Here is a 13894-nt window from a genome sequence, read left to right as displayed (position 1 = left end):
CCCAAAGCCTATTGTCGTCCCCGATGCCGCTTAGCACTTCCGACGAATACCTCCACGCTCCGCCACCTGGTTCTGATGCCCTGTGGAGCGACAACTTCTGGTTCTCGGTGTGCGACCGGGACGCCGATGTATTCGGCATCAACCACATCCACGCCAGCCTGTCGCACGGGTACCTGCGGGCCAGCGCGTTCTACGTCATTGATGGTGTCCCGGTGCAGTGGGGTTCTCGTCAGCCGCTTGGAGAGGAGCTGGAGTTCTCTGTTCTAGGCGACGGCCGGGTGTCCTACTCCGTGGAGGAGCCGTTCAGCCGGTACCGCTGGCAACTTGACGCCCCCCGTTTCGGATTCGATCTGACCTTCGAAGACCGATTTGGCGTGTTCGACTACAACGACTGTTTCGGAGGAAACCCCCTGGGGGCCTATGAGGGCTATGGCGGGCACTACGAGCAGGCCTTAGTGTGCCGGGGCGATTTTGAGTCCCGCGGCGGGCCCCGGTCGGGGGAGCGGCGGGCCATCGACTGCTGGTCGCATCGGGACCACTCCTGGACCCATCGATTCGAGCGGCCTGGGCCTTGGGATGTGCGCCATCGCCGCACCCAAGCCGAGTCGTGGGGGCATTTCTGGCCCTCGGTGCAACTGCCCGATCGGCACTTGAACTCCTTTGGCTGGATGAGTCCGACGCAGCCGCTGCCTGGTGACACCCCTTCGGTGGGCGGGTGGATCGGCGACGCCGACGGCACCCGTGCGCTGCGGTCGTCTACGTGCGTACCCAGGCTGGAGGAGGACCAGCGCACCGTCATGGCTTTCGACATGACCTTTGAGACCACAGACGGCGAGGTGCTCACCGTGCGCACCGGACGCAAGCACGCCCACACCCGCAACGGGCTCATGCGGGACGAGAACGACGCCGAGGTGCGACTGGACTGCCACGAGCCTTTCTTCGACTTCGAAGTGCTGGAGACTGGCGAGCGGGGCTACGGAGTGGTGGAGTATTCAATCCATCCGCCCTGGCCCCGGTATCGGTACTGAGCAAGCCATGGACGCGGCCTTGATCAGAGCGGCAGCAAGCAAATGAGATGGGGCATCCACCTGCCCCAGCTAGGGCGGGCTGCCTCTCTAGAGCTTCTGGTGGAGATTGCCCAGCAAGCCGAGGCCGTCGGGTTCGACGACGTGTGGACCGCCGACCACGTGGCCGTGCCCATCGACCTGGAGGGGATGCCGTCGTTCTTCCCCGAGCCGGTGCCGTTGTTGTCGGCGGTGGCGGCCCACACTCAGCGGGTGGGTCTGGGCACGTCGGTGCTGATCCCCGCCTACCGAAACCCCATGCAGTTCGCCAAGCAATGGGCCACCCTCGACTGGCTAGCTCCCGGCCGCACCACCCTCGGAGTGGGGGCCGGATGGCTAGAGCCGGAATTCGAGGCTTGCGGCGTGCCCATAGTGCATCGGGCGCAGCGGCTGGACGACTACATCGCTGGGTGGCGGGCCGCCTGGTCGGGGGCCACTGAGTTTCAGAGCGAATTTTTCAGCTTCACGGGGGTGCGGATCAACCCCCAGCCGGCAGCGCCGATCCCCATTTGGATCGGCGGATCGTCCCCCGGAGCCCTCCGCCGAGCCGCAAGGTGTGATGGCTGGATGGGGACTTGGGCACCCCCCGAAGTCTTCGCCGAGCGCCTTGATGTATTGCGAGCCGAACAGAGCCGACTAGGTCGCGCTCCAGAAGAAACCACAATCTCCATCCACATGGAGCTGAGACTCGGCAACCCGCTCGACAGCGCCGGCCGCTGGTCAGTAGTAGGCGACGGCTATGGCGACCGGGAAATGGTGATCGGTGATGTTGACCATGTCGCCGAAACCCTGGCCCTCTACATCGCCGCCGGCCTTGAGCACGTACTGCTTGTCCCCCTAGCTCTCTCCCCCGACGAATGGCGCAACCACGTCGATGCTCTCGCCCAAATGATCAGCTAGCTCCGCTACGGCGAGGTCTGGTGGTGTGAGACCCCTGATCTGCCGCGCCGTCCCGTAGTCGTTCTGTCGCGCGATAGCTCACAGTTGGCCTGGATCGACACCATCAATGCCACCATCCCCCGCCGCTGCCTGATCCACTAGTAGAGCTGGTTGCGGTTGGCTTCGTCCTCGTCGGCGTCAATTGCCTTGGCGTCGGCGCCAGCGATCTGATCTGCCAAGACTTGGCCGTAAGTGGGGTAGAGCGAGCGGTCGATTTGGACCTCAGGGTCCCATAGGCGGGAGCGGAGCAATGCCCGGCCGCAATGCAGGAATGCGTCTTCGATGGTGATCTTGAGGCCTGATCGAGGTGCTTTGCCGTCCACGGTCAGCGGTTTGAGGGCCTCCTCATCGGTGACGATCTCGGCCGAGCCGCATACACGCAGGGTCTCGTTCATGCCCGGCACCAAGAACAGCAGCCCCACCACGGGGTGGTTGAGGATGTTCTGCATGGTGTCGACCTGGTTGTTGCCCGGACGATCGGGAATCAACAACGTGTGCTCGTCGAGGACTTTCACGAACCCAGGCGGGTCGCCGCGAGGCGAGGCGTCGGCCCGGCCGTTGACACCCGTGGAGCTGAGCACGCAGAACGGCGACATCTCGATGAACCTGCGGCAGTGGACATCAAGATGATCGAGCACTTTCTGCGAGGCCCGGGGCAGCGGCTCTCGATAGACGGTCCGCAACTCCGAATGGGTCGTCACAGATGGCTCGGAGCTGTTCATAGACATGAAGTCACCCAATCAGTAGCAGACACATACAGGTTAGCTGTTGACATCCCGCAGAGCTTGTTGCTCCCTTCGGCATTGCACGCTGGTGTGACACTTACCCATGCCCCTGCACTCGCCGTGCTTCAACCCGCGAGCTTGGGGACGGAGGCCCAGCCGGATTGTTCGGGGGGAGGGATGATGTGGTCGGGCGTGGCGGCTTGGGCTGCGTGGCTGTTGGCGATGGCGATGCTGATGGAGGCGGCTGCTAGGAGTTCGAGGTCGTTCACCCCGTCGCCGACGGCGGCGAATTCGATGTCGAGTCCCTTCCAGCGGCAGAAGGCCTCGACGCCGGACACTTTGGATACCCCGGGGGGCGACACCGTCAGCCGGCTGCCTCCGTAGAGGGGGTCGGGTTCGTCGACGCGGGCGATGCCCAATGACTGGGAGTGGACTGCTCTTGCTGCCTCATGGGCGAGGTCCGAGGGCAGACCGGTCAACACCAGTTCCAGCACATCGTGCTCCACATCGCTGGGGCTGAGGGTGTGGTTGACGTCTTCGTCGAGAAACTCCAAGTGAGTCTGAACCGAGGTCGGGTTGTTGGGCATTACCACGTCGCCCCCGGCCTCCTCTCGGTCGTCGATGTATAGGCAGGGTCGGATGCCCATGCCGTCCAGGGTCGTTTGGGTCTTCCAGAACATGCCGGGCTCGAACGAGACGCGGTGGAAGCGCTCCTTTGCAGCGAAATCCACCCCGATTGATCCGTCAAGCGCAACCGCGGGCAATTCGAGGCCGTTCAAGTCGAACAATCGGGATATGTTCCGCAATCGACGACCGGTAGCCGCCAGAACGACATGCCCTGCGGCCTCCAGCTCGGCCAACGCATCCAAGTGGGCTAGCGGTGCTACACAGTCCAGCCCCCAAAAGGTCCGATCCAGATCGGTCACTACCAGCATTGTTCGCGGTCGCCGGCAGGCGGAGTCAGCCGCCCTGCTTGAAGCGGCGCAGGATACCGGAGCGGACTCGCCACCGAGTGAGCTGGCGGACCAGGGCGGGTGGCGTGGTTGGCTGGATGCCCGGAGTCGGGGTCGCGGCGATGGTGCCAGAGCGACCGCGGTAGGGCTGTGCGTCCTCCTCATGGCCAGGCCACACCACCACCTGCGGGAAGGCGATGGTGATGCCCGCGGCGGCCAGGCTCTGGTGGACCGACAAGATCACGTCGTGGCGGGTGGCCAGCTCTGTCGGCACGTCGCTGCCGTGCCAGTAGTACAGCGTGAAATCGATGCTTGACGACCCGAAGCGGGTCAGCAGCGCTTGGGCTGGCGGCTCAGCGCTAACCCGCTCCACCCGCGCGAGCGCTTCGATCAGGCACTCAGTGGCTGCTTGCAGGTTGGTGTCATAGGCGACGCCTACTTCCAATTCGCTGCGTCGCAGAGCTTCGTTGGTGAGATTGACGATGGGCCCGGCGGCCACCTCGCTGTTGGGAACCCGCACCGCCGATCCGTCGAGGCCGCGCAGCACGGTGGTGCGGGAGTCGATGTCGGCGGCGACGCCGAGGTGGTCGCCCAGCAGCACCGTGTCGCCCACCCTGAAGGGCCGACGGGCCTGAAGGATCAATCCGGAGAAGAAGTTCTCCACCAGCTTCTGCAATGCCAGGGCCAGGACCAAGCCACCCAGGCCGATGGCGCCGATCAGCGGCCCAACCTGGACCCCCAGGCTGGTCAGCGCGTAGAACAGCCCGACCAGGAAGAGGAGATAGCCCGCCAGCCTGGCGGTAACGATCGCTGCGAAGCCCGGCCCCACCACATGGATCAGCACCCTTCGCACCAGGCGAGCGGCGATCACCGCCACAACAATCGTGGCCGCCACGATGATCCCGGCCTGCACCCAGTCGGACACGGTCAGGGCCTCGTCGATGATCGAGTCGTCCGACGACTGCGCTAGCAGATCGGCCGTTGCCAAGATGCTCATCGGAGTGCTGCTTGCATGTCGGTGGTCACTCTAGTGACGTCCTACCGATTCAGCAGCAGGCTGGCGGCTTGGGGGCAAGGCATGCCGACCTCGACGCCGGCGGCGGAGGCAGGGGCATTGGCGGCGGAGATGATGCCGTCGTGGTAGTGGGACAGGCCGCTTCCCATGCGGGCTCGGCGGGCGTCGACGGTGGCGCCGGCCAGGCCGTCGGCCTCCACGATGTAGAGCCCGGCCATGCCGGAGTCGTCCATGCCCCGTCCGCCGTCGGAGCATATGAACCCGAACGGTCGGCACCGGCGCAGGTAGGGCACCGCCGAGCGGCCGGTGTGGCCCGCGGTGACCAGCACATTGCGGTCGGTGTCCTCGGCGGCACCGAAGGCGATGGAGTCGGCGGCCACCACGCAGCGCCCGTCGGAGGCGGTTTCCATCACGGTGCGGTTGGTGATCTCCGCCGCCGCGGCAGCCTCCGGATCGTTGTCCAGCAAGGCCGCAGCCGCCTCCCGCACTGACATGCCCGCGCTCACCCCGCAGTCCAGAGCGAGCTGGTTGACGAAGCTGACCACCCCGTTGTTGTAGAGATGCACGCCGTCGCCCAAATGGGCGGTCATCACGTCAGCCACCGCGGCGGGAATGCCCAGGGCCTCCAGGTACCACAGTCCGGCTATGGCCGATCCCTCCGGCCCCACGCCGCAGTCCATCCCAATGGCCGCCCGGGGCCGGTGCTCGGCGATGAATCGGGCGGGCAGCACGCCGCAATACGACGAGTTGACGCACACGTCCTGGCCGCGATTGGTCTCGTCCACGTCGTAGGCCGAGTCCATGCACACCACCCGGCCCCGTGCCGAGGCCAGCACCTCGGTCTGCTTGTCTGCGCTCTGGCTCATCGACTCTCCCCTGGGTTCATTGGCGACAGCTCGATCCTGCTCGACCCATTGTTCACCGGCGATCCTTCGGTCGGCTGATGGGGCCTCGGTCGAATGTCTGATCGTCCACCCCCTGGTCTCGCAGCTCCACTTTCCGCACCTTTTCTGACGGGGTCTTGGGCAGCTCAGGGGTGAAGCGCACGTAGCGAGGCACCGCGAAATAGGGCAGCCGACGGTCGGCGTACGCCCAGAATTCATCGGCGCTGAGGGCGGCGTCGGGCTCTAGAACCACCGCGGCCAGCACCTCGTCCTCTCCGGCTTCCTGGTCGGCGGGTACTGCCACCACCGCCACCTCGGCAATGGCCTCGTGGCCTGTCAAGGCCTGCTCCACCTCGAACGAGCTGATGTTCTCCCCCCGGCGGCGGATGGCGTCTTTGAGGCGGTCGACGAAGTAGTACCAGCCCTCGGCGTCCCGGCGGAGTCCGTCGCCGGTGTGGAACCACAGATTCCTGAACGCGTCCCAGGTCTGCTCGGCCATGCCGTAATAGCCCATGCATGTGGTCCACGGAACCCGGGAGCGCACCACCAGCTCGCCAACCTCTCCCACCGGCACCTCCTCGTCGGTGTCGGGGTCCACCAGGCGGATGTCGAACCAGTCCCGGTTCAAGAGCCCGGCCGCTCCCGCCGGGCGATCCTCCCCGTAGGGGGTGAGGATGGGCATGCACGTCTCGGTTAGCCCGAACACCTCCACGAACGCATCGATGCCGAATCGGGCCTTGAACTCATCCAGCACGCTCGACATGGTGGGAGCGGCGAACACGCACCGAAGCTGGTTGTCGGCATCGGCTTCGGTGGGGGGCTGCTGCCACACGAAGTCCATCATCACCCCGACGAAGTTGGTGACGGTGGCCCCGCTGTGCCGCACCTGCTCGAGCCAATGGCTGGCCGAGAACCGCTCTTGGAGCACGTAGCGGGCCCCGGCGATCAGCGCCGGATAGGCGGCCAGAAAGTGCGAGTTGCCGTGGAACAGCGGCCCGCACGACATATAGGCATCGGCGTTGGTCAGCCGGGTGAGCGACACGCACTCATCGGCGAACAGGTGCATGTGGGCGTGGGGCATCATCACCCCTTTGGACAGCCCGGTGGTGCCTGACGTGAAAAACACCGACCCCAGGTCCCGATACGACACCTCGGGCAGGGCTTGATCGGCGTTGCCGTCGCTCAGCAGGGTGTCCCAGCGCTGCCACCGCAGACCGGCCTCGTCCAGCACCCGTCCGCCCTTGGCGATCTTGCCGTCGTCGCCCAGCAGGTAGAAGCAGCCGATGGAGCCCACCGCGTCGGGCAGCTCAACAAACCGGTCGGCGTAGTCGGCGTGGATCACCGCTGCTGACGGCGACACTGTGGTGGTCTGGTGTTCGAGGAACGATCCCCGATAGGCGGTGTTGATCGGCACCTCGGCCATCCCGGCCACTGCCGAACCCAGCCAGCTCCAGATGTAGGCCGCCGAGTTGGGCGCCATGATGAGCAGCCGGTCGCCGGGAGCGGCCCCCCCGGCCAGCAGCCCCCGCCCCACCCGCTGGGCGATCTCGTGGCTATGGGCATAGGTGAACCGCTCGGAGGTCCAGCCCACCTCCAAGTAGGTCTTGTCGCCGTGGGTTCGGGCCCGTTCGGCCAGCACTGCCGGCGCGCTCCACAGCCCCTTGTCGTCGAAGGTGGGCCGGTACTGGTCGTAGTAGCGGGTCACGGCACAGGCCTGTGGCTGGGGCAGCGCAAACTCATCGGGCGGTTCTCGGGGGGAATTGCGGGCGGCGCTTCTCCATGAACGCGGTGGCGCCCTCGATCATGTCGGGCGACCCGATGGCCTGGGCCAGCATCCCCAGCCCCGAGGCCATGTTGTCGCGCAGCTGGTTCCAGTACACATTGGAGCTGATCTTGGCCGCTTCCAGATAGCGGGGGCTCATGGCCAGCAGCTCATCGCACCACCGCAGCACCTCGTTCTCCAGCTCCTCGTCGGGCACCACTGCGTTTATCCAGCCCATGTCGCAGGCTTGCTGAGCGGTGTATTTGCGGCACAAAAAGGCCACTTCTTTGGCCCGCTTCTCCCCGACGGTCATGGCCAACAGGTTGGTGCCCCCAAGCACTGGGGCGCTGCCCACCTTGACCCCGGTCTGGCCCAGCTCGGCCGACTCGGCGGCTATGGCGAAGTCGCAGGCCACCACCAACTCGTTGCCGCCGCCGAAGGCCGGCCCATTCACCGCGGCGATCACCGGCATGGGGGCGTTGCGAATGGCGTCGAACAGCTCCAGCGAGCCGTAGAACATCGTCCGCAGCTCATAGAAGTTCGCTTCGGCCAAATTGGCCAGATATCCCCCCGCGCAAAACGCCCGCCCTTGCCCGGTGATCACCACCACCCCGGCGTCGACGTGCTCCCGGAAGGCGGCGATGATCTCGTCGATGGTGTTGCGGTCGTAGGAGTTCAATCGCTCGGGGCGGTTCAGCCTCAGCCAGACGACTCGGTCGTTTCGCTCAACGATTATGTCGCTCACGGTGGTCCCCCTGCTGTAGCGCGATTAATTCCTAGCGCGTACTGTCCGGCATCGTATGGCGTTCGAGCTCGACTCCGGCACACGGGCAATCCAAGAAGAGGCCCGGGCGGTGGCCCGCCAAGTGGCCGCGTTCGCCGCGGAGGCCGACGAGGCCAACCACATACATCAGCCCACCCTCGATGTGCTGCGGGGCAGCGACCTCTGCTCGCTGATGGTGCCCGCTGCTTATGGCGGTCGCTACGAGCGAGTGGACCCGCTGGCGGTGTGCGTGGTTCGGGAGGCCCTTATGCGGGCTTCGTCGCACTTGGACTCGTTGTTCGCCCTCCAAGGCATCGGCAGCTACGCCATTGCCGTGGCCGGCACTGATGAGCAACGGGAGCAGTGGCTGCCCAAGGTGGCCAACGCTGAGGTGCTGGCTGCTTTGGCCCTCACCGAGCCGGTGGCGGGATCCGATCTGCGGGGAATCGAGACCACGCTGACCGACCACGACGATGAAGTGGAATTAAACGGGGCCAAGTCGTTCATCTCCAATGCCGGGGCGGCTGGGTTCTACACCACCATGGCCCGGGAGGAGAACCGGTTCTCGCTGGTGTTGGTGCCCGCCGATGCTCCTGGTGTGTCGATCGAGCCCTCTCCGGAGATCATCGCCCCCCATGTGCTGGGCGAGGTGACCTTCGACCGGGTGCGCCTGCCGGCTTCGGCTCGATTGGGCGAACCCGGCGCCGGATTCCGCCATGTTCTGGCCACCTTGTCGGTGTTTCGCATCTCAGTGGCCGGGGCCGCGGTGGGGCTGATGGACGGGGCGCTGACCTGCGCGGCAAACCACGCGGCGGTCCGCGAACAGTTCGGCCGGCCACTGGTGCGGCTGGGACCAGTCGCGGGCCTGCTGGCCGACTCTTGGGCCGAGTTGGAGGCCACCCGGCTGTTGGCCTACGCCACCGCCGAGGCCGCCCGGGAGGATCCGTCGGCCCACCTCGACCGGTCGTCGCTGGCCAAGCTGGCCGCCACCGAGGCGGCCAGCCGGGTGGTTGACCGCTGCGTGCAGGTGATGGGCCGATGGGGGCTCATTCGGGGCTCCGACATTGAGCGCTACTACCGCCAGGCCCGACCCATGCGCATCTACGAGGGGGCCTCCGAAGTGCTCCGGCTGGGCATCGCCAGCCGGCTGTGCGACGAAGCGGCCGACCGACAGGGCGAGGAGGGGGAGTAGGCAATGGCGGTGGATTGGGGCCTTGACGGCCACGTGACGGTGGTGACCGGGGCCAGCCGGGGGTTGGGAGAGGCCGCAGTGCGGGCCATGGTGGCCGAAGGGGCCAGGGTGGTGGCCGCCGCCCGCTCCACAGATGCCCTGGACTCGCTGGCCGACGAACTGGGCGACGCGGTGGCTGCGGTGCCGTGCGACATGCGGGACCGAGACGCAGTGGCCGGGCTGGTGGATGAGGCGGTGAGCCGGTTCGACCGACTCGACTCGGTGGTCAACAACGCGGGCATCGCTCCCGCCTCCAAGTTCGTCGACCAGCCTGACGATGTGTTCGACGAGGTGCTGGCCGTGAACCTGGCCGCACCGGCGGCTTTGGCCCGACAAGCCGCCACATACTGGATCGATGCTGCCCGGCCCGGCTCGGTGATCAACGTGGCCTCTACTTCGGGGCTCAAGGGCAAGCCGACCCTGGCCGCCTATTCGGCCTCCAAGGGCGGGCTGTTGCGGCTCACCGAGGCCCTGGCCGGGGAGTGGGCCCGCTACAACATCCGGGTGAACGTGATCGCCCCCGGTGCGTTCGAAACCGATGCCCAGGCCGCGGTGTTGGGCGATCCCGACACCCTGGCCGCCCGGCTGCGCAAGATACCTGTACGCCGCATGGGCCACCCCGATGAGCTCGGACCGCTGGTCTGTTACCTAGCATCGGAGGCGTCCGGGTTCGTTACCGGTTCGTGTTTCGTGATCGACGGCGGAGAAGCGTCCAAGCTTTGATGATGAAGCTCTGACAATGAAAATGGCCAAGGGAGGCAAGAGATGACCATGCAAGCCGCTGCAAGAGATGCGCAAGCTGGGTCCAACAACGCGGTCCACAGCGAGTTGGGCAGTCCTGCACTGGCTGGCGGCGAACTGGCCGCCATCTCCCCCAAGTTTGCCGAGGGCTACGCCCGCATCCGCGACGTGACCGACCGCGACGGGGCCTGCCCCGCGTGGGCCAAGGCGCTGTACATGGCCTGCGCCGCCGCGGTTCGGTGCCAGCCGGAGCAAGCCCTTAGGGAGATGACCCGGTCTCGCGAGCTGGGGTTGAGCCTGAGCGACGCCCGGGGCGCATCGCTGGCCGTGCTCATCTCCCGGGGCGAAGCCACCTACAACGCCTTCGCCCGGGCCATTGACCAGGCGTTCGACATCGCTGCCGACCAGTCCACCGAGCCGATTCCCGATTTCACCCTCGATCGCCAGGCGGCGCTGGACTACTTCCAGAGCTACTTCGGTTTCGTGCCCGACTACATCGAGGTGATGGCCGACCATGCCCCTCGAGCCTTGGAGGGCTATGTATTGATGCGCCAGTGGTCGCTGGCCGAGAACATGCTCGACGCCAAGCACGTTGAGCTGCTGCTGTGCACCATCAACGCCGCGGAGTTCTCCAGCCGGTTCGTGAACATCCACGCCAACGGCGCCCGCAACGCCGGAGCCTCCGAGGCCGAGATCACCGAGGCGGTGGTGTGCGCCATCCCCATCTCCGGCGTGGCCTCCTGGCTGCCCGGCGCCGATGGGATCATGGAAGGCCGCCAATAGGTTTGCCCGCCACCTCCAAGGCAGGCAGCGGAGGCTCACCCCCATGACCGGGCTCATCGATGTCCACGCCCACATCGTGCTGGAGGGCACTATGGGCGCGGCCGGCCCGTGCGGCCCCGAGATCGGTGCCCACGACGACGGCACCCCCTGGTTTCGGGTAGGCGGCTACCAGCTCAACGGGGTGGCCTACCGAGGGTCTCTATTTACCGAGTTGGATATGCGCCTCGAGGCCATGGACGCCCAGGGGATAGCAGTGCAGGCCCTGTCGCCTAACCCGCTCACCTATCTCCACTTCATCGAGCCTCAGTTGGCCATCGACTTCTGCCGCCGCCACAACGATGATCTGGCCGCCGCTGTGGCTGCCCGTCCCGATCGCTTCGTCGGTCTGGCTGCGCTGCCCATGCAGGACCTCGACGCGGCCTGCGCCGAACTGGAGCGAGCTGTGCGAGACTTGGGCCTCCTGGCCGGCTACACCGGCACCGACTTCGGCACCCCGCTGGACGACCCGGCCCTCGACCAGCTCTGGTCGCTGTGTACGGAGCTCGACGTGCCCCACTTTCTGCATCCCACCCAGTCGGGCATCGACGGCCCGCTGCTCGATCCCCGGCTGCGCCGCTGGGACCTGGACCTAGTGTTGGAGTACTCCTATGAGGAGACGGTGGCGGTGGCCACCCTGGTGTTCGGCGGGGTCACCGAACGCCACCCTGATCTGGATCTGTGCCTGTCCCACGGCGGCGGCACCACCCCCATCGTCCTGTCCAAGCTCCGCAAGCTGGCCGAGCGCCGCCCCGCCGCCCCCGAGTGGATCAAGGAATCAGGGGCCTTCGACCGAGCCCTCAGCCGCCTATGGTTCGACTGCCACATCACCGGCCCCGCCGAGCTCAATCTCGCTCTGGAGCAATACGGCATCGACCGCCTGGTCTACGGCACGAACTTCGGCGGCTGGGACCGAGGCACAGGCCCCGACGTGGCCGACCTGGCCGAAACCCTCAACGCCAACGCCACCCGCCTGCTCCGGCTCTGAATCAGAAGAATAGGAACCAAACTAGGTCGAGAAGCGTCTATTGCTTGCAAGGGGGCGATGGTGAGCGTTCGCTGGACTGCATTGATCTTGGTTGTGGCCATAGCGGTCACGGCCTGCTCAAGCGATAGCAGTGAAGGGGAAGGCATTGTCCGGGCAAAGGATCATGTGATTCCCGCTGCCCCTCAACAAGAATTGAGAGTGCGACACCGGGTCCTGCGCCAGCCCCTACTCCAACTGCGGTAGCAGTCCTCGGTGCCGATGCTTCTCCGGTTCCAGCACCATCGCCCCCTAACACTCCTAGCCCGACGCCGTTGCCTTCGCCCACGCCGTTGCCGACCCCGGAACCGACAGCAGTGCCGGTATCAACTCCCGATGCCGAGCCCTCTCCCACTCCCACGCCCGAACCGGTTCCAATCCACGTCACAATCATCGACAATGTCGCTGGTTCTTGGACAGCTACCAGGGACGGCACTTGGTCGGCGGTCTCATCCGGCTCGGGCTACACCTGTGGTTTGCGCACGGACAGGACCGTCGAGTGCTGGGGTGGTAGGAGCCTCCTGGACATGCCCTGAGGAGGCGTAGCCTTCTCCCTCTTGGCTGGCCGCCCAGGCGGGCGGCGGTCATAGTTTCGACTCTTCCTGTGTTATGAGGAGGAAAGAACCTCGATTTCTGCTTCTGCAATCTCTGGCCATTTGGTGTCGCATGTCACAACTGGCCAGTCCCGTTCAATACTCAAAGCCACGACCGCAGCGTCCACCATTGGAAAATTCCGGTTGCCGTATTCGGCGCGCAGTTCCCTGGCCCGGTCGGCAACGCCGTTGTCGAGAACTTCTGGGTTGAACCCAAGCTGGTCAAGTACCGTGGTCGCCTCATCGAGCTTCTCCATGCGACTCGGATAGATCAGCGCCTCGGCGTGGGTGATGTTCAAGATGGCGACACCGTCGGCCTCTAGGCAGCGCTGAACCGCGGCTCGATGGAACTGATGCTGTGAGTCGAGAATCGCAATGGCGATGTTGGCGTCGACAACGATCGTCATCGCTCTCCGGCTTCTGATCGTTGCTTATCCAGATAGTCCGTGGGCCAGTCAATTCCCAACTCCCGACATCGGGCCGAGATGGCATCTATGCGGGCTTCGAGGGCCGTTTCATGGTGCTCCGCAACAAAGTCTCGGATCGCCTGCTGGGTCAGCCGGGAAAGATTGAGACCGACACGGCGGCTGATCTCGTCGAGCTCATCGGGCAGATAGATCGTTCGATTCGGCATACGTACATATTAGCGATAGATATACGTAGAAGGCACTGCAAATTTGCTTCCTGGCCTACTGACGGTGGAAACAGGGAACCGAATAGGGTCGTGATGCGTCGAGTACTCGCAAAGGGGTCGATAGGTGCGCGCACGTAGGACCGGTTTGCTGCTAGTTGTGATGCTTGGGGCAGCGGCTTGCTCAAGTGATGATGGAGAGAAGGTTGGTCTACTTCCGGCCTTTGAAGAAGTAACCACCACCGCTCAGCCAACCGCTACTGAGACTGCGGCACTGACTCCTGCTCCGACCCCAACAACTACTTCCACTTCGGTGGTATCTCCGACGCCTACATCAGCGCCGACTTCGACTCCAGCGCCTAGCCCGCCTCCATCACCCACCCCTTGGTTTACGCCGACCCCAACCCCGGAGCCGGTGACTCCCCCCTGGGCGGAAATTCCAGATGGCCCGTGGAGCGAGGTCTCAGTTGGGTTGGACTTTGCCTGTGGGCTGCATGAAGACGGCACGGTTGACTGTTGGGGGGTGCTGCGCAGGGATTGTGCATTCCCAAATCTGGCGGAATTGCGCTGGGACGAGACGATCGACTGTTGGGGGGATCGATCTTACGGGCAGTTAGCCGCTCCCGAGGACAAGTTCACTGCAATTTCGGCGGGCCAAACCCATTCCTGCGGATTGCGTATAAACGGAACAATCAAGGGGTCTGTCAGTTTTTTTGTGTAACCGGTCGTGATGGTTTTCATTTGATGTGG

14 protein-coding genes are annotated in these 13894 nt (G+C 65.2%); 6 read left to right on the top strand and 8 right to left on the bottom strand.

Going from position 1 to position 13894, the window contains the following annotated elements:
• Positions 1-23: 23 nt before the first annotated feature.
• A complete protein-coding gene (locus OXG30_02755; protein MCY4133820.1) occupies positions 24-1028 on the top strand; it encodes a hypothetical protein in 1005 nt (334 codons plus the stop codon).
• A gap of 42 nt (positions 1029-1070) precedes the next feature.
• Positions 1071-1964 (top strand): TIGR03619 family F420-dependent LLM class oxidoreductase, encoded by an 894-nt coding sequence (locus OXG30_02750; protein MCY4133819.1) that lies wholly within the window; start codon positions 1071-1073, stop codon positions 1962-1964.
• A gap of 137 nt (positions 1965-2101) precedes the next feature.
• Here the strand turns inward: OXG30_02750 and OXG30_02745 are convergent, their stop codons facing one another.
• The 6 genes from OXG30_02745 to OXG30_02720 all read right to left on the bottom strand — a co-directional run bounded on the left by OXG30_02745 (position 2102) and on the right by OXG30_02720 (position 8087).
• Positions 2102-2704 (bottom strand): pyridoxamine 5'-phosphate oxidase family protein, encoded by a 603-nt coding sequence (locus tag OXG30_02745; GenBank protein MCY4133818.1) that lies wholly within the window; start codon positions 2702-2704, stop codon positions 2102-2104.
• 149 nt (positions 2705-2853) lie between these two features.
• Positions 2854-3654, bottom strand: coding sequence for an HAD hydrolase family protein (locus OXG30_02740; protein ID MCY4133817.1), 801 nt, complete (start codon positions 3652-3654; stop codon positions 2854-2856).
• Between the two features lie 34 nt (positions 3655-3688).
• On the bottom strand, positions 3689-4678 hold the full coding sequence (locus tag OXG30_02735; GenBank protein MCY4133816.1) for a mechanosensitive ion channel: 990 nt from the start codon (positions 4676-4678) through the stop codon (positions 3689-3691).
• A gap of 41 nt (positions 4679-4719) precedes the next feature.
• Positions 4720-5562, bottom strand: coding sequence for a hypothetical protein (locus tag OXG30_02730; protein MCY4133815.1), 843 nt, complete (start codon positions 5560-5562; stop codon positions 4720-4722).
• Between the two features lie 52 nt (positions 5563-5614).
• Positions 5615-7285 (bottom strand): AMP-binding protein, encoded by a 1671-nt coding sequence (locus OXG30_02725; GenBank protein MCY4133814.1) that lies wholly within the window; start codon positions 7283-7285, stop codon positions 5615-5617.
• A 31-nt stretch (positions 7286-7316) separates the two neighbouring features.
• Complete coding sequence (locus OXG30_02720; protein ID MCY4133813.1) at positions 7317-8087, bottom strand: enoyl-CoA hydratase-related protein; 771 nt, start codon at positions 8085-8087, stop codon at positions 7317-7319.
• Between the two features lie 55 nt (positions 8088-8142).
• Here OXG30_02720 and OXG30_02715 point away from each other — a divergent pair, with 55 nt between their 5' ends.
• The 4 genes from OXG30_02715 to OXG30_02700 are packed head-to-tail and all read left to right on the top strand — an operon-like array spanning position 8143 to position 11884.
• Complete coding sequence (locus tag OXG30_02715; GenBank protein ID MCY4133812.1) at positions 8143-9297, top strand: acyl-CoA dehydrogenase family protein; 1155 nt, start codon at positions 8143-8145, stop codon at positions 9295-9297.
• Positions 9298-9300: 3 nt separating this feature from the next.
• Positions 9301-10059 carry a glucose 1-dehydrogenase gene (locus OXG30_02710; GenBank protein MCY4133811.1) on the top strand — a complete coding sequence of 253 codons (759 nt, stop codon included), beginning with the start codon at positions 9301-9303 and terminating at the stop codon, positions 10057-10059.
• Positions 10060-10101: 42 nt separating this feature from the next.
• Entirely contained in the window at positions 10102-10860 is a 759-nt protein-coding gene (locus OXG30_02705; GenBank protein MCY4133810.1) for a hypothetical protein, read from the top strand.
• A 43-nt stretch (positions 10861-10903) separates the two neighbouring features.
• On the top strand, positions 10904-11884 hold the full coding sequence (locus OXG30_02700) for an amidohydrolase family protein (protein MCY4133809.1): 981 nt from the start codon (positions 10904-10906) through the stop codon (positions 11882-11884).
• 643 nt (positions 11885-12527) lie between these two features.
• On the opposite strand, the gene OXG30_02695 is transcribed toward OXG30_02700, so the two are convergent.
• Both OXG30_02695 and OXG30_02690 read right to left on the bottom strand, forming a co-directional pair.
• Positions 12528-12920, bottom strand: coding sequence for a PIN domain-containing protein (locus OXG30_02695; protein ID MCY4133808.1), 393 nt, complete (start codon positions 12918-12920; stop codon positions 12528-12530).
• Positions 12917-13147 (bottom strand): hypothetical protein, encoded by a 231-nt coding sequence (locus OXG30_02690; GenBank protein MCY4133807.1) that lies wholly within the window; start codon positions 13145-13147, stop codon positions 12917-12919. The genes OXG30_02695 and OXG30_02690 overlap by 4 nt, the downstream gene beginning before the upstream one ends.
• Positions 13148-13894 lie beyond the last annotated feature (747 nt).

It is taken from the genome of bacterium (assembly GCA_026708015.1).
GTDB lineage: Bacteria > Actinomycetota > Acidimicrobiia > Acidimicrobiales > Bin134 > Poriferisocius.
The sequence above is the reverse complement of the archived record's forward strand: the minus strand, read 5'-3'. Positions and strand labels throughout refer to the sequence as shown.